Annotated in this window: 17 protein-coding genes; 9 read left to right on the top strand and 8 right to left on the bottom strand. The window is 60.6% G+C overall.

All coding sequences use genetic code 11. The features are described from left to right. Positions 1 to 2: 2 nt before the first annotated feature. From CL546_RS14510 to CL546_RS14495, 4 genes are all read right to left on the bottom strand, one after another. Entirely contained in the window at positions 3 to 584 is a 582-nt protein-coding gene (locus CL546_RS14510; RefSeq protein ID WP_290496239.1) for a Maf family protein, read from the bottom strand. 139 nt (positions 585 to 723) lie between these two features. After that, positions 724 to 1215: a rod shape-determining protein MreD gene (gene mreD / locus CL546_RS14505; RefSeq protein WP_290496237.1), complete on the bottom strand. Its 492-nt coding sequence runs from the start codon at positions 1213 to 1215 to the stop codon at positions 724 to 726. Further along, positions 1205 to 2059 carry a rod shape-determining protein MreC gene (mreC, locus tag CL546_RS14500; RefSeq protein ID WP_290496235.1) on the bottom strand — a complete coding sequence of 285 codons (855 nt, stop codon included), beginning with the start codon at positions 2057 to 2059 and terminating at the stop codon, positions 1205 to 1207. Before mreC ends, mreD begins: the two co-directional genes overlap by 11 nt. A 5-nt stretch (positions 2060 to 2064) precedes the next feature. Next, entirely contained in the window at positions 2065 to 3102 is a 1038-nt protein-coding gene (locus CL546_RS14495; RefSeq protein ID WP_039927492.1) for a rod shape-determining protein, read from the bottom strand. 242 nt (positions 3103 to 3344) lie between these two features. Between CL546_RS14495 and gatC the strand changes: the two genes are divergently transcribed. From gatC to CL546_RS14465, 6 genes are all read left to right on the top strand, one after another. Beyond that, positions 3345 to 3632: an Asp-tRNA(Asn)/Glu-tRNA(Gln) amidotransferase subunit GatC gene (gene gatC / locus CL546_RS14490; protein WP_290496232.1), complete on the top strand. Its 288-nt coding sequence runs from the start codon at positions 3345 to 3347 to the stop codon at positions 3630 to 3632. Between the two features lie 30 nt (positions 3633 to 3662). Further along, positions 3663 to 5123, top strand: coding sequence for an Asp-tRNA(Asn)/Glu-tRNA(Gln) amidotransferase subunit GatA (gene gatA / locus CL546_RS14485; protein ID WP_290496230.1), 1461 nt, complete (start codon positions 3663 to 3665; stop codon positions 5121 to 5123). Beyond that, on the top strand, positions 5120 to 6559 hold the full coding sequence (gatB, locus tag CL546_RS14480) for an Asp-tRNA(Asn)/Glu-tRNA(Gln) amidotransferase subunit GatB (protein ID WP_290496227.1): 1440 nt from the start codon (positions 5120 to 5122) through the stop codon (positions 6557 to 6559). The genes gatA and gatB overlap by 4 nt, the downstream gene beginning before the upstream one ends. After that, positions 6556 to 7368 (top strand): crotonase/enoyl-CoA hydratase family protein, encoded by an 813-nt coding sequence (locus CL546_RS14475; RefSeq protein ID WP_290496225.1) that lies wholly within the window; start codon positions 6556 to 6558, stop codon positions 7366 to 7368. The genes gatB and CL546_RS14475 overlap by 4 nt, the downstream gene beginning before the upstream one ends. A gap of 132 nt (positions 7369 to 7500) precedes the next feature. Next, positions 7501 to 8283 (top strand): cyclic nucleotide-binding domain-containing protein, encoded by a 783-nt coding sequence (locus CL546_RS14470; protein ID WP_290496223.1) that lies wholly within the window; start codon positions 7501 to 7503, stop codon positions 8281 to 8283. Positions 8284 to 8349: 66 nt separating this feature from the next. Next, positions 8350 to 8490 carry a hypothetical protein gene (locus tag CL546_RS14465; RefSeq protein ID WP_290496221.1) on the top strand — a complete coding sequence of 47 codons (141 nt, stop codon included), beginning with the start codon at positions 8350 to 8352 and terminating at the stop codon, positions 8488 to 8490. On the opposite strand, the gene CL546_RS14460 is transcribed toward CL546_RS14465, so the two are convergent. From CL546_RS14460 to hemA, 4 genes are all read right to left on the bottom strand, one after another. Beyond that, on the bottom strand, positions 8475 to 9230 hold the full coding sequence (locus CL546_RS14460) for a HesA/MoeB/ThiF family protein (RefSeq protein WP_290496219.1): 756 nt from the start codon (positions 9228 to 9230) through the stop codon (positions 8475 to 8477). The genes CL546_RS14465 and CL546_RS14460 overlap by 16 nt on opposite strands. A 98-nt stretch (positions 9231 to 9328) precedes the next feature. Next, positions 9329 to 10156, bottom strand: coding sequence for a peptide chain release factor N(5)-glutamine methyltransferase (gene prmC / locus CL546_RS14455; protein ID WP_290496217.1), 828 nt, complete (start codon positions 10154 to 10156; stop codon positions 9329 to 9331). Positions 10157 to 10161: 5 nt separating this feature from the next. Next, the gene (gene prfA, locus CL546_RS14450; RefSeq protein WP_290496215.1) at positions 10162 to 11247 is read right to left on the bottom strand and encodes a peptide chain release factor 1; all 1086 of its coding nucleotides are present in this window, start codon (positions 11245 to 11247) and stop codon (positions 10162 to 10164) included. Positions 11248 to 11295: 48 nt separating this feature from the next. Then, positions 11296 to 12570 (bottom strand): glutamyl-tRNA reductase, encoded by a 1275-nt coding sequence (hemA, locus tag CL546_RS14445; protein WP_290496213.1) that lies wholly within the window; start codon positions 12568 to 12570, stop codon positions 11296 to 11298. A 221-nt stretch (positions 12571 to 12791) separates the two neighbouring features. Between hemA and CL546_RS14440 the strand changes: the two genes are divergently transcribed. The 3 genes from CL546_RS14440 to ispE form a co-directional block, all read left to right on the top strand. Next, complete coding sequence (locus tag CL546_RS14440; RefSeq protein WP_290496211.1) at positions 12792 to 14492, top strand: tetratricopeptide repeat protein; 1701 nt, start codon at positions 12792 to 12794, stop codon at positions 14490 to 14492. Next, positions 14489 to 15076 (top strand): lipoprotein insertase outer membrane protein LolB, encoded by a 588-nt coding sequence (lolB, locus tag CL546_RS14435; RefSeq protein WP_290496209.1) that lies wholly within the window; start codon positions 14489 to 14491, stop codon positions 15074 to 15076. Before CL546_RS14440 ends, lolB begins: the two co-directional genes overlap by 4 nt. Then, the coding region (gene ispE / locus CL546_RS14430; protein ID WP_290496207.1) for a 4-(cytidine 5'-diphospho)-2-C-methyl-D-erythritol kinase at positions 15073 to 15966 on the top strand (894 nt) is incomplete at its 3' end. The genes lolB and ispE, both read left to right, overlap by 4 nt.

Here is a 15966-nt window from a genome sequence, read left to right as displayed (position 1 = left end):
AGTCAGTCGACTTGCCAGTAAGGAATGTCGGCCCATTCAAGCAACGCCACCGTTTGCTCCAGGGGCAGGCCAACCACTCCACTGTAACTGCCAGACAACGATGCCACCAGTGCACCGCCCAGCCCCTGAATGCCGTAACTGCCCGCCTTGTCGCGCCCTTCACCTGTGGCCACATAGGCCTGCAGGCGCGCGGCATCCAGTGGTCGGAAGTGCACGGTAGTCACCGAATGGCGCACGGCTTGCCGACCCTCAAGGCAAAGACAAACCGCCGAAATGACCTGATGGGACTGCCCGCTCAGCTGCGCCAGCATCGCCAGGGCATCGGCATCATCGGCAGGCTTGCCCAGAATACGCTCCCCCAACACCACCGCCGTATCTGCACCCAGCACAGCACCCGGCGACGGCATCCGGGTCAGGCCCACGGCCGCCTTTTCGCTGGCCATACGCTGCACATAGTCCAGCGGTACCTCACCGGGACGGGGCGTTTCATCAATGGCCGGAGCGGGCAACACCGTAAAGGGAACGGCAATCTGCTGGAGCAATTCCGCCCGGCGGGGAGAGCCGGAGGCAAGGTAAAGAATCATAGAATTAGTGGCTAGTTGATAATGGATAATTGATAGCTGCGCGACCCAGTGATGCCGAGAACTGAAAAATTGAAGCCGCGCCCAAAGTAATCCGGGGTTTTCGCTGTCAACGATCAATTATCCACTGCGAACGACGCTTTTATCGTACTAGAAATCGCAACTGGACCCAGCGTAACGCCGCACATACCGGACGCCACAACAGCGCGCTGGTCACAGAAGAGTAGAGAATGGTGTAAGGCGGGTACAGGGTTCGGCCCACGGATTCCTGTACCAGAAACGCCAGCAGACTCACCGTACCCACCAGCAGGAAGACCACCGCACACTGCTGCAGCGCCGTAAATACGCGCATACGCTTGTAAGCCGCCAGCATCACGAAGGCGCCCAGCGCCGTGGCCAACCCCCACTGCCCAAGCGTGGTTCCCACCAGCACGTCGTGATAGAGCCCCACAAAAAAGCCCCACAACACGCCAATGCGATGCGGCAGCGAAAGCACCCAGTACACCAGCACCAACAACATCCATTCCGGGCGCACCCAATCAATGCTCGCAGGCAGCGGGACCACTTCCAGCAGTGCCGCCAGCAACAGGGTGACGATGATAACGCCGGTGCCGGCGGGACGATCACTGATCATTGTCGGCCTCCGCAGGGGTAGGCGCACGTACCGGCGTTTGCGTAGGCTGCACCAACAACACATGACTGGCACGATCCAGCTGCGCAGTAGGGCGGGCAGCAATATGCGCGAACGGCGTGCCCGCCTGATGATTCACCGAAGTAACGCTGGCCACCGGATAGCCGCGGGGGTATAGCTGGCCAAGCCCCGTGCTGACCAGCAGATCACCTTCCTGGATATCTGCCGTGTCGGGCACATACAACAGTTTCAAACCGCTGGATTGCCCCACCCCGGCCAATACGGCGCGCACCCCATTACGGTTTACCTGCACGCTCATGGCATGGCTGGCATCGGTGATCAGCAACACACGGGAACTGAGCGGACCGGCGTCCACCACTTGGCCAATCAGGCCCTGGGAATCGAGCACCGCCTGCCCCCGGGAAACATTGTCTCCCGCCCCTTTGTTGATAACGATTTCCTGGCGGTTGGGATCAGGATCCACACCGATGATTTCCGCCACCAGCACATTGGCATCCAGATCCGCCGAGGAATTGAGTAGCTCACGCAAGCGCACATTCTCGGCTTCCAGCACGGCTAAACGCTGCACTTTCTGCTCCAGAATCAACGCCTGGCGTTGCAAGCGGCGGTTTTCGTCAAGCAGGGTACCGCGACTTTGCGTCTGTTCGGACAGCCACTCACCGCTGTCCACCGGCAAGTGGGCAAGGTAATGAATGGGTGCCGTCAGGTAGCCCAGTGCATGGCGCACGGGCGCAGCCCAAGGAGTACGCTGGTCCAGCACCATCATGATGACAGCCAGGACCAACGCTATAATGAGCCGGTAGGAGGGTTTGGCCGGGGCCACCATGGGAGTTAACCCATGGCCAGCATGTCAAAGCCCTGGCTGTCCATCAGCTCCAGCGCCTTGCCGCCACCTCGGGCCACACAGGTCAACGGATCATCGGCAACAATCACCGGCAGGCCGGTTTCTTCCGACAGCAAACGGTCGATATCGCGCAACAGGGCGCCACCACCCGTGATCACCAGGCCGCGCTCGGCAATATCCGAGGCCAGTTCCGGCGGGGAGGCTTCCAAAGCATTTTTCACCGCATTGACGATGGCCGCCAGCGGTTCTTTCAGCGCTTCCAGAATTTCTTCGGAATTCAGGGTAAAGCTGCGCGGCACCCCTTCGGCCAGGTTCCGGCCACGCACATCAATTTCACGGATTTCAGCACCCGGGTAGGCAGTACCGATTTCGTGCTTGATACGTTCAGCGGTGGATTCACCGATCAGCGAGCCATATTCCTTGCGCACAAACGCCACGATCGCTTCGTCGAAGCGGTCGCCGCCAATACGTACAGATTCGGAATACACCACGCCATTCAGGGAAATCAGGGCGATTTCCGTGGTACCACCACCGATATCCACCACCATGGAACCGCGGGCTTCTTCCACCGGCAGGCCGGCACCGATGGCCGCTGCCATCGGCTCTTCAATCAGATACACATCACGGGCTCCGGCCCCATAGGCGGAATCCTGAATGGCGCGGCGCTCCACCTGGGTTGACTTGCACGGCACACACACCAGCACCCGGGGTGCAGGCGGGAAAAACCCGGTGTCGTGCACTTTCTTGATGAAGTACTGCAGCATCTTCTCGGTCACATCGAAATCGGCGATCACGCCGTCTTTCATGGGCCGGATAGCGGTAATGTTGCCGGGGGTACGGCCCAGCATGCGTTTGGCATCCGCACCAACGGCCGCCACACTTTTCTGGGCACCATGGTGACGAATGGCAACCACGGAGGGCTCATCCAGCACGATGCCGCGGCCGCGTACGTAAATAAGGGTGTTTGCGGTCCCCAAATCGATGGACAAATCGGTGGAGAACATCCCCCGAATACGCTTGATCATGGACATCCTAGCCAGTTTCCTGAACTTTTCGCGAAAAAACGATGCCTGGCGGGAAAAAGCCGGGCATCTCATAAGATGGCGCAACTCTAGCAACGGCAGGGGCATTGGGCAAGCTGGCGTGCTCTGCGGACAGTGGCCCCGGACGGGCGGTCTATGGTACTTTTTGCGCCTTTCAAGTCCCTTACCTCCCCTCCGCCAGCCTTCGGCGCAGGGTGCCTACGGAAAGAACCCCGGAGAGAACCATGGCCATTGATTCCAAGGTGGTTGCCCAGGTAGCCCATCTGGCGCGCCTGAAAGTGGACCCCCAGGACAGCGACGCCCTGTCCAACCGCCTGAATGACATCCTCGCGATGGTGGACCAGCTGCAACAGGCCGACGTGGACGGCGTGGCCCCCCTGGCCCACCCGCTGGACGTCACCCAGCCCCTGCGCGACGACGTGGTCACCGAGCCCAATATCCGCGACAAGGCACTGGAAATAGCCCCGGCAGCCGAAGATGGCTGCTTCCTGGTTCCCCGGGTCATCGAATAACGACGACCGCATAAAGGCGACTGACTGACCATGCATACCAAGACCCTGACCGAACTCAAGGCTGGCCTGGCCAACCGGGACTTCTCCTCCCGGGAGTTGACCGAGCACTTCCTGGCCCGTATCCAGCAATACGACGGCGACCTCAACAGCTTTGTCACCGTCACCGACACCCAGGCGCTGGCCCAGGCCGATGCCGCCGACGCCGCCATTGCCGCCGGCAAAGCCGGCTTGCTCACTGGCCTGCCCATCGCCCACAAGGACATTTTCTGCACCGAGGGCGTGCGCACCAGCTGCGGCTCAAAAATGCTGGACAACTTTATTGCCCCCTACACTGCCACCGTGGTGGAAAAAATGGCCGCCGAAGGCGCTGTCATGCTGGGCAAGACCAACATGGACGAGTTCGCCATGGGCTCCTCCAATGAAACCAGCTACTACGGCCCGGTGAAGAATCCGTGGGACCTGGAACGGGTTCCCGGCGGCTCATCCGGCGGCGCCGCTGCCTGCCTGGGTGCCCGCCTGGCCCCTGGCGCCACCGGCACCGACACCGGCGGCTCTATCCGCCAGCCCGCTGCCCTGAACAACATTACCGGCCTCAAGCCCACCTACGGGCGGGTGTCCCGCTGGGGCATGATTGCCTTTGCATCCAGCCTGGATCAGGCCGGCCCCATGGCCCAGAGCGCCGAAGACTGCGCGCTCATGCTGCAAGCCATGGCAGGGCACGATCATCGCGACTCCACCAGCCTCAACGAAAAGGTGGGCGATTACCTGGGCGCCCTGAAAGACGACATCAGCGGCCTGACCATCGGCATCCCGGAAGAATTTTTCCCGGATACCCTGGATGGTGCCATCGCCGATAACAGCCGTGACGCCATTCGCGAACTGGAAAAACTCGGCGCCAAGGTGGTGTCCGTGTCCCTGCCCAGCATCAAGCTGTCGGTGCCGGCCTACTATGTGATTGCCCCGGCAGAAGCCAGCGCCAACCTCAGCCGCTTTGACGGCGTGCGTTTCGGCCATCGCTGTGACGACCCTCAAGACCTGGAAGACCTGTACAAGCGCTCCCGCTCCGAAGGATTTGGCGACGAAGTAAAACGCCGCATCCTGGTCGGCGCCTACGCCTTGTCCGCCGGTTACTACGACGCCTACTACCGCCGCGCCCAGCAAGTGCGTCGCCTGATCCGCGACGACTTCGCCCGCGCCTTTGAAAAAGTGGACGTACTGATGGGCCCCACGGCCCCGGAAACCGCTTTCAAGCTCGGCGCAAAAAAGGACGATCCGGTCAGCATGTATATGGCCGACGTTTTCACCATTGGCGTCAACCTGGCCGGCCTGCCCGCGCTGTCCATGCCCACCGGCTTTATCAACGGCCTGCCCACCGGCACCCAGATCATCGGCAATTATTTCCGTGAGGGGCAGATTCTCAACGTGGCCCACAAATATCAGCAGGCCACGGACTGGCACAAGCAAGCGCCAGCGTTTGGAGGTGCACAATGAGTTGGGAAGTGGTTATCGGTCTGGAAGTGCACGTCCAGCTCAACACCGCCAGCAAACTGTTCTCTGGCAGCAAGCTGTCCACCGGCGCAGAACCGAACACCCAGGCATCACTGGTTGATCTGGGCTTGCCTGGCACCTTGCCCGTGGTGAACCGGGAAGCGGTACGCAAGGCTGCCTTGTTCGGCCTGGCCATCAATGCCGACATCTGCCGTCACAGTGTTTTTGAACGGAAAAACTATTTTTATCCAGATCTTCCGAAAGGGTATCAAACTACTCAGCTAGCCGAGCCCATTGTCGGTGCTGGCGTCGTGGAAATTCAGCTGGAAAGCGGTGAAAAGAAAAATGTGCGCATCCACCACGCACATCTGGAAGAAGACGCAGGAAAATCCCTGCACGAAGACTTCCATGGCATGACCGGCATCGACCTGAACCGGGCCGGCACGCCGCTGATCGAAGTGGTCAGTGAACCAGACATGGCCAACGCCGAAGAAGCCGTGACCTTTGCCCGCAAGTTGCACGCCATCGTCACCTCCATCGGCATCTGCGATGGCGACATGTCCCAGGGCAACATGCGCTTCGATGTGAACATTTCCGTTCGCAAACCCGGCGAGCCACTGGGCACCCGCACCGAAACCAAAAACCTCAACTCTTTCCGCTTCATGGAAAAGGCCATCGCGCTGGAAGTAGAACGGCAGATTGACGTTCTGGAAGATGGCGGCGAAATCGTTCAGGAAACCCGCCTGTACAATGGCGACACGCACACCGCCCGCTCCATGCGCAGCAAGGAAGACGCCAACGACTACCGTTACTTCCCCTGCCCGGACCTGTTGCCCGTCGCGATTACCGATGCCGACATCGAAGAACTGAAAGCTGCCATGCCCGAGTTGCCGGATTCTCGCAAGGCACGCTTCATCAACGACTATCAGCTGTCAGAGTACGATGCAGACCTGTTGTCCGGCTCCATCGCCACTGCCGCGTTCTTCGAAGCAGCCGCCAAAGCCGGCGGTGACGCCAAGCTGGCCGCCAACTGGGTCATGGGTGAACTCGCCGCCAAGCTGAACGCCGAAGAAAAAGATATTGCCGGCAGCCCGGTTAGTGCCGAACAGCTGGGCCAGCTGATTGCTCGACTGAAAGACGGCACCATCAGTTCGAAAATCGCCAAACAGGTATTCGAAGCCTGCTGGGCCGGCGAAGGCAACCCGGACGACATCATTGAAGCCAAGGGCCTCAAACAGATGAGCGACACCGGCGAACTGGAAAAAATTGTCGATGACATCATCGCCAACAACGCCGCTCAAGTGGACGATTACCGTAACTCTGACGACGCCAAGAAAAAGAAAAAAATCGGCTTCTTTGTGGGCCAGGCCATGAAGGCCACACAGGGCAAAGCCAACCCACAACAACTGAACAAACTGTTGCAGGAGAAACTGCAATGAGCCTGATCCATGACCGGGTAAAATTGGAAAAGAAAGACGGCATTGCCTACGTCACCCTGAGCCGACCCGATAAATATAACGGCCTGGATTTCCCGATGATGGAAGGGCTGGTGGAAACCGCCCGCCTGATTCGCAAGGACCGTGAATTACGCGCCGTTATTCTTCAGGGCGACGGCAAGGCATTCTGTGCCGGGCTGGATTTCGGCACCGTCATGAAGCAGCCGGTAAAACTGCTGCGCAGTTTCACCAAATACGGCATCAAGAAAACCAATCTTTTTCAGGAAGTGTGCTGGTGCTGGCGCGAACTGCCCATCCCGGTGATCGCCGTGCTGCACGGCTACTGCTACGGCGGCGGCATGCAGATTGCGCTGGCAGCGGATTTTCGCATCACCACTCCGGACTGCGAAATGTCCATCATGGAAATCAAGTGGGGGATGATTCCCGACATGACAGGCACCGTGACCCTGCGTGAGCTGGTACCCATGGACGTGGCCAAGGAACTGACCATGACCGGGCGTTTGTTCACCGGTGACGAAGCCAAAACCATGAACCTGGTCACCCGCGTGGCGACCAATCCCCTGGAAGAAGCTGAAAAACTGGCACAGGCGATCAAGACCCGCTCACCGGATGCCATCAGCGCCAGCAAGGCCCTGTTTCAGCAAAGCTGGAACGTGCCGGAAGCCCAGGCTTTCGACGTAGAAAGCAAACTGCAATTCAAAATGCTGCGCAGCAAAAACCAGCGCCGCGCCATGCAGGCCAACATGAAAAAAGAAGCGCCAACATTCGGCCCTCGCGAACGGGATTACTGAACCGATTCGCACGCACCGGGGCGCCTTGCCCCGGTGTCTTTCCCTCCTCATCGATCTGCCAAGCGAGTCCTGTTTCCTCTCGGGATCTTGCGGCATACTCAATGCAGAAACCGACCATTATTGAGGCAGCGCATGATTTCTGTAGCCGAAGCCAGCGGCGGCTTTTCCGCCCTGACCCGCCTGTACAAACGTCTCGTCAACGAACTGATCGGTCAGCTACCGCTGCAGCCACAAACCCTGCCCCTGGCTCCCACGGACGATGCCTTGAAATTCGGCATGTGTCGCGACACCACCTATGTGGTGAAAGGCGGCATGCTGGGCATGCGTTGTCAGGACCGCAAGCTGTTCACTTGGGACGAAGGCGATCTGATTCTGCCCGACGCCGGCAACGATGAAATTACCTACTACGCGGAAAGCTCCGTGCTGCTCGGGGCCTACCCCACTGTCGAACTGGTGGATGCGGTTCTCGCCGATGACCAGATGGCACGGCTGTGGACCCGGATTCTTACCACCCAGCAAGGCATGCTGACACGGCTTCTCGCTGCCCATGTTCCCGAAGAGCACCACACCACACCGGGCTTCGCCTATTTTGAGCCCGGCAACATCATCATTCACCAGGGCGAACCCGCCGACTATGTCTTCAGCCTGTTCGAAGGTGAAGCGGATGTGCTGGTGGATAATGTGGTCGTCGGTCATGTCAGCGAAGGGGAAGTGCTCGGCGCCATCGCCCTGCTCACGCATTCACCACGCAGCGCCACGGTGCGGGCAAAATCACGCTGCTCGGTGGTCAAGGTTCCCAAGCACCAGTTCAAGAACCTGATCCGGACCAACCCGGGCATGATCCACAGCCTGCTGACAGACATGGCCCGGCAGGTAAAATCATTGAATGGTCAGGTGGTGGAATTGTCGGCCTAATCCGGCGACGTTCGCCTCCAGGCCCGAAAGCGCAACCTCAGCAACCCCCAGGGAGGGCGGCTCACCATGAAACATCTCATCGGATGGGCGTTTCTGATTGTGGTCATTGTTCTGGTTCTGATTGGCGTCATGGCGGAGGACCCGCCGATCATGGCCGAAGGCATGCAGGACACGCCCGCTGCCACGGACAATCAGTCCCGCAACTGACGCGCCGCGCAAACCGGGCATTGAGGGTCGCGGGGAATCGCCACCTGACGCCAACCCAGCGTCCGGCCGTCAAACAAATGCAGCACCGATGCCACCGCGGCACCGGACAGCGTTCTTATGGCAGCCAGAGCCTGCAAGGTTCCCACCACACCGACCACCGGCCCGAGAATCCCCGCCTCACTACAGGCCAGGTCACCGTCCGTGCCGCCACCGTACACACAGGCGTAGCAGGGGCTGTCCGCTGCGCGCAAATCAAACACCGCCAACTGGCCATCCATACGAATAGCCGCGCCACTGACCAGCGGTCTGGCATGGGCCACACAGGCACGGTTGATGGCCTGTCGAGTGACGAAGTTATCAGTGCAATCGAGCACCAGAGTCGCCTCTGCGACGGCGTCGTCCAGCCAGGCATCATCCACGCGCACCACCACCGAGCGCACGTCCACATCCGCGTTCAATAGTTGCAGCTGATCACGTAGCGCCTCGGCTTTGGGTTGGCGGACCTGGTCACCGCGAAACGCCACCTGCCGGTGCAGGTTGCTCAGTTCCACCCGGTCGTCATCCGCCAGCACCAGCTGCCCGACACCAGCGCCCGCAAGATATAACGCCGCCGGATTGGCCAGGCCACCACAACCGACGATCAATACCCGGGCGGCTGCCAGCGCCTCCTGCCCGTCCAGATCCAGTTCATCCACCATTAATTGGCGGCTGTAGCGATTGAGTTGCTCGTCGTTAAACATGGAAAGACTCGCTGCATACAACACGCTTCACGCTGACACGCAAAGCCGGTCTACAAAAGTGGCGGCAGAACCCGGAATGATCGCAAGCCGGCTTTCGCCTACACCGGGTGCTGCCCAAAGGTGACCCGGTCGTTGCCACCCAGATCCTGTGCCGTACCGACCTGCACGAAGCCGGCCTGCGCCAACAAGGTACGCACGGCCTCTCCCTGCTCAAACCCATGCTCCAGCAACAGCCAGCCGCCAGCAACCAATTTGCCTGTTGCCTGCTGCACAATTGCAGCCAGATCCGCCAGCCCGTTATTGGGCGCGACCAGCGCCGAGCGCGGCTCGAAACGCACATCGCCTTCATCCAGGTGATGGTCATTTTCTTCGATATAAGGGGGGTTGCTAACGATTAGCTCAAACGGCCCTGAGCAGGGCGACAACCAGCTACCCGGCAGGCAGGTCACCGCAGCGCCCAGCCGGCGCGCGTTATCCCCCGCCACCTGTAAGGCCGCCTCGCTGAGGTCCACCAGCGTGACATGCCAATCCGGCTGCGCCAGCGCCAGAGACACCCCGATAGCCCCTGTTCCCGTACCCAAATCCACAACGCGCGCCTGTGCCGGCAAATTCAGCGATAACGCTTTTTCCACCAGTATTTCCGTATCCGGACGAGGAATCAGGGTATCGGCAGTCACCCGAAAAGCGTGACCAAAAAACTCCCGCTCGCCGATTAAGTGCGCCACTGGTTCACCCTGAATACGGCGAGCCAACAAGGAAGAAAAACGCGATTGCTGCCGGGCATCCAGCTCCCGTTCCGGCCAAGTGAACAGGTAGCTGCGTGCTTTCCCCAGCACATGACAAAGCAGGAGATCCGCGTCCAGTGCAGCGCTGGGCGAGTCGCTCAACCGACGACGCGCATCGCGCAGGGCCGCGTCAATGCGCATGGCGATCAGTTCTCGCCCAACGCGGCCAATTGATCGGCCTGATATTCCGCCAGCAAGGCACCCAGCAGTTCATCCATGTCCCCCTCCATCATTTCGCCCAGGCGATACAGGGTCAGGTTGATGCGGTGGTCGGACACCCGGCCCTGCGGGTAGTTGTAGGTACGGATGCGCTCGGAGCGATCACCAGAGCCCACCAGGGATTTACGCTCCGCCGCCTGCTCCGCGTGGGCTGCGTTCTGCTGGGCATCATAGAGTTTGGCGCTGAGCAGGCTCATTGCACGGGCCTTGTTCTTGTGCTGGCTGCGCTCATCCTGACACTCCACCACCACGCCGGTGGGCAGGTGCGTAATACGCACGGCAGAATCGGTGGTGTTAACGTGCTGGCCACCGGCGCCGGAGGAGCGATAGGTATCGATACGCAGGTCTTCGTTGCGAATGGTGATATCCCCCAGTTGCTCGGCTTCCGCCATGATCGCCACCGTGCAGGCAGAGGTATGGATCCGCCCCTGGGATTCCGTGGCCGGCACACGTTGCACCCGGTGGGCACCGGATTCAAATTTCATGCGCGAATAGACGCCCTCACCGATCACCCGCGCAATCACTTCCTTGTAGCCACCGTGCTCGCCCTCACTGGCGCTGACCATTTCCACTTTCCAGCCGCGTTGATCCGCATACTTGGAATACATGCGGAACAGGTCGCCGGCAAAAATGGCCGCTTCGTCGCCACCGGTGCCGGCGCGGACTTCGAGGAACACGTTGGCGCCGTCGCGAGGGTCTTTCGGCAGCATCAGTTTCTGCAGCTCTTCAGCAAGCTCCTCCATGCGCGCCTGGGCATCACGGGCTTCTTCCGCGCCCATTTCGCGCATATCCGGATCACTATCGTCCTGCATGGCCTTGGCCGCATCCAGATTGTCCGCCGCCTGCTGATACTCCTGATAGCATTTCACCACCGGATCGATTTCCGCGTACTCCCGGGACAAATCACGAAACTGGTTCTGATTGCCGATCACATCCGGGTCAGACAGCAATCCCGCCAGCTCTTCGAACCGGTCTGCGAGCTTGTCCAGCTTGCCTTGCAATGACGCTTTCATAGAATCCTCTAAAGCACCGTGCTTTATTCAGGGGTGTATTCGGGTGGGCTATTCGTTTTCTTCGGACGAGGAACCCGGATTTTCGAGCAGCAACTCGCGGGCCAGCAACAGGGCTTCGGCGCGACCATCTGCCGCCATTTTTCGCAAGGTCACACTGGGCGTATGCAGCCACTTGTTAACCAGCGAATGCTGGAACTTGCGCAGCACCTGTTCCGCATCTCCACCATTGCGTAACTGCTGAAGGGCTTTTTCCAGTTCGCTCTCCGCCATGTTGGTGCGTTGCTCACGGTAGTCGCGCAACACCTTGACGGCATCCTGCTCACGGCGCTGGCGGCGATGACGCACGATGGCATCACGGATCAATTCCGAGGCTTCCTGGGCCGCCTGCTGACGGGCACGAACGTTTTCCTGAATGGCTTCCTGCAAGTGATCCACGGTGTACAGGTAAACGTCGTCCAGCTCGCCCACCTCCGGTTCGATATCCCGTGGCACGGCAATATCCACCATGAACATGGGCCGGTGGCGACGTTTTTTCAGGGCCCGCTCGACCATGCCTTTGCCCAGAATCGGCAACGGTGCAGCAGTACAGGAAATCAGGATATCGGCACTTTCCAGCGCCACCGGCAATTCTTCCAGGCTAATGCCCCGGCCACCCACGGCCGCCGCCAGCTCGCCCGCGCGCTCCTGGGTGCGGTTGGCAATGGTAATTTCCTGCACCTGCTGCTCGCCCAGGTGACGCGCCACCAGCTCAATCATTTCACCGGCACCGATCAATAACGCCCGGCTTTTTTTCAGGTCCGCAAAGATGTGGCGGGCAAACGACACGGCCGCGTAGGCCACCGATACCGGGTTGGCGCCAATGCCGGTTTCCGTGCGAATGCGTTTGGCCACCGAAAAAACTTCCTGGAACAGGCGCGACAGTTCGCCATTGAGCAGGCCCGCTTCGTGGGCACGGGCATAAGCCTCACGCATCTGCCCCAGGATCTGGGGCTCGCCCAGCACCAGCGAATCCAGGCCGCCCGCCACCCGCATCATATGCTCCAGCGCCTGCTCCCCGGAGTGCTGATACAGCACCGTGGACAGCCGCTCAGCGGACAGGTTACGGCTCGAGGCCAGCCATTGGGTAAAATTCGGGGAAACGTCGTCGGTGAGGCAATACAGCTCGGTGCGATTACAGGTAGACAGCAAGGCAGCCTCCCGCACACCGGGCATCTCACGCAAGCTGGCCAGCGCCGCTTCCGCCTGCTGCGTTGAAAACGCCAGACGTTCGCGTAGCTCCACATCCGCGGTGGTGTGATTGACGCCAACAGCGACTAGATTCATACATTCCTGTGCGCGCCAGTGGCAGCGCGCGATCGTGGCCAGCCCAAAACCCCGGAAAATGCCCGGGCGCAAGGGTGTGGCATTTTGCGCGAAAGCGCCTGCCAAAACAATGTCGGCCCGGAAAGCAAACCGGTATGGTGGCGCACACCACTTCACGGTTTGGGCAATGGCCAAGCGCTGTGCCATGATAGCCTAAACAGAAAACAGGCATACCGACCTTAATGATCCGTTACGCGATTCTGCCGCTCTGCAGCGCACTCCTGATCCACGGCTGCGCCAGCCAGACCCCAGCTCCTGAGCCGACCCCGGAACCCTCGGTGCCGGTGGCCAGCGCCCCGAATTATGACAGCGAGACCCTGTCCGACCTGCTCGTGGCAGAAGTAGCAGCCCAGCGTCAATCCCTGGGCGTCACCCTCGGCTACTACAGTCAGGCGGCAGAAAGCACTCGCGACCCGGCTGTCATTAGCCAGGCGGCCCAGCTGGCCCACTATCTGGAAGATCCTCAGCAAGCCCTGGCCATGAGCGAACTCTGGCTGGAAACCACACCAGACAGCGAAGACGCCCTGCAAGTGGCCATCCTCTCGGAGATTCGCCTGGGCAACACCTCGGCGGCCACCCGGCATCTGGACCAGTTACTGAGCGCCCATGGCGAAGACGCCCTGGGCCGTCTGGTCAACCAGGCTCGCGGCCTGGACGAGCAAGGCAACCTGCAACTGGTCGAGGCCCTGGCCCAGCTCACCGATCGCTATCCGGATCAGGCACCACTCTGGTACGCCCGCGCCCTGTGGCTTGAACACGAAAAACAGCCCGAACCAGCCCTGGACGCCACCGAGCGCACGCTCAAATTAATGCCCCGCCATGAAGATGCCCTGCTCCTCAAGGCGCAGCTGCTCTACGAAACCGGCGAGCCCCAAAAAGCCCTTCGCCACCTGAAAAAGCTGGTCCGCAAATACCCGCAAGCGCGCCGCCCCCGCATCGCCTACGTGCGCATGCTGCTGGCCACCGGTCAACTGGAAGAAGCTGGCGAGCAACTCGCCATCATGGCAGAGCAAAACCCGCAGGATCTGGACCTGCGCTTCTCGCTGGCCCTTCTTGCCCTGGAGGCCGGCGCCAGCGATGCCGCCCAGACCCAACTGAACGTCCTGCTCGCACAGAACTATCGCCCCGACGATATTCATCTGTACCTGGCTCAGGCCGCCGAGCAGAAAATGGACACCGACAGCGCCATCGACCATTACCTGAAAGTCGGCGGCCCACAGGCCATACGTGCGCGGGTTCAAGCCGCACGCCTGCTCTACCAGCAAGGCAACACCAGCCAGGCCCACGCCCTGATGCGCAACCTGGCCCAGCAGCAACCGGAACTGCAGAACAGCCTGACCATCACCGAAGCGGAAATGCGCAGCAACAACGGCGATCCGCAAGGCGCCATCGCCCTGATCAGCGATGCATTGCGCGACCAGCCGGACAATACCGAGCTGCTCTACAGCCGGGCCATGACCGCTGAAAAGGTAGGCGACATGGCGCGCCTGGAAAAAGATCTCAAGCGCATCATCACACTGAACCCGGACGATGCCAGCGCTCTCAATGCCCTGGGCTACACCCTGGGTAACCGCACCGACCGTCTGGACGAAGCCTATCAATACGTATCCCGGGCACTGGAACTGCGCCCCGACGACCCGGCCATTCTCGATTCCATGGGCTGGGTGCTCTACCAGCGCGGCGAGCCGGAAGCCGCCCGGGACTACCTGCGGCGGGCCTATGAAAAATTCCCCGACCCAGAAGTCGCGGCTCACTATGGCGAAGTCCTGTGGGTTCTGGGCGCTCAGAACCAGGCCCGCCAGGTCTGGCGCGATGCACTGGAAAGCGACCCGGACGCCCCCCACATCCGTGAAGTCATGGAAAAACTCGGAGCCCGCCTGTGACCCTGAGCCTTACCCGCATTATTGGCCTGGCGCTGATTGCCCTGGCATTGAGTGCCTGCCAGCTACGCCCGACCACCACCGCCCAATTCGAACACCCCGGCCAGATCCAGCAGTGGCAGATGAGCGGCAAACTGGGCTACCGCACCGCCAACGACGGCGGCAGCGCCACCTTTGACTGGCGCCAACAACCTCAACGGGGCGACATTCATTTTTCCGGGCCACTGGGCTTTGGCAGCGCAGACCTCCATTGGGATAGTGGCCGCGCGGAACTGATCACCGCCAAGGAAACCCACCAGGCCCGCAGCCCCGGCGAACTGGCCTGGCACCTCACCGGCTTTTGGCTACCCGTGTCCGCCCTGCAGTACTGGGCCCGTGGCCTGCCCTGGCCCGGCGCCCCGGCTGACGCCGAGTATGATGATCAGCAACGCCTGATCTCACTGGAACAACTGGGCTGGTCACTCACCTTTGATCGCTACGAACCCATCGCCGGCATCACCTTGCCCTACCGGATCAAGGCCCAACAGAACAGCAACCGCTTTACCTTGCTGATCAAGGACTGGCAGCCAGGCAGCCGCACACAGTGACCCGACCAACACCCGCCCCGGCACTGACACTGCCAGCCCCGGCGAAGCTCAATCTGTTTCTGCACATCACTGGTCGCCGTGAGGATGGCTACCATCAACTGCAGACCGTGTTCGCCCTGCTCGACCATGGAGACACCCTGTCATTCGCCCCGGCAGACACCCTGTCGCTGCAATGCCATCCGGAAAGCAACCCGGACGCTCTCCCGACGGATGACAGCAACCTGATTCTGCAAGCCGCCAGAGCACTACAGGCGCACACCGGTAGCAACAAGGGCGCGGCGATCGCATTGACCAAGCGCCTGCCAATGGGTGGCGGCGTCGGTGGCGGGTCCTCCGACGCCGCCACCGCCCTGCTGGGCCTGAATGAACTCTGGGAACTGGGCCTTACACTGCCTGAGCTGGCCGATATCGGCCTGGCGCTGGGCGCCGATGTGCCCGTCTTTGTGCTGGGGCACAGCGCCTGGGCAGAAGGGGTCGGCGAACGAATTTCCCCTGTCACACTGCCAAATGATGCTTTTTTGGTCGTTCATCCCGGAATTCATGTATCAACTGCTCGAATTTTCGGCGACCGGCAATTGACAAGGGATACACCCATCAGTAAATTACCGGCCTCGCTTGAGGCGGTGCTGACCCGCGACTTTCACAACGACTGTGAAGCGGTAGCAACCCGGCATTTTCCGGAAATCGGAAAAACGCTGGACTGGCTCAAGCAACATACGGGTAACGCTCGTATGACCGGCACAGGCGCTTGCTGTTTTTCTCGCCTGACCGGATTGCAACAGGGGCAGCAATTGCTGCAACAGTTGCCACAACACTGGACAGGTTTCGTCGCTCGAAGCTGTAATACTTCTCCTCTCCACCAGATTCTGGGAGAGACACTGGCGAAGTTT

Source organism: Alcanivorax sp. (assembly GCF_002726155.1).
Lineage (GTDB): Bacteria > Pseudomonadota > Gammaproteobacteria > Pseudomonadales > Alcanivoracaceae > Alcanivorax.
This window is presented reverse-complemented; position numbering and strand designations above follow the sequence as displayed.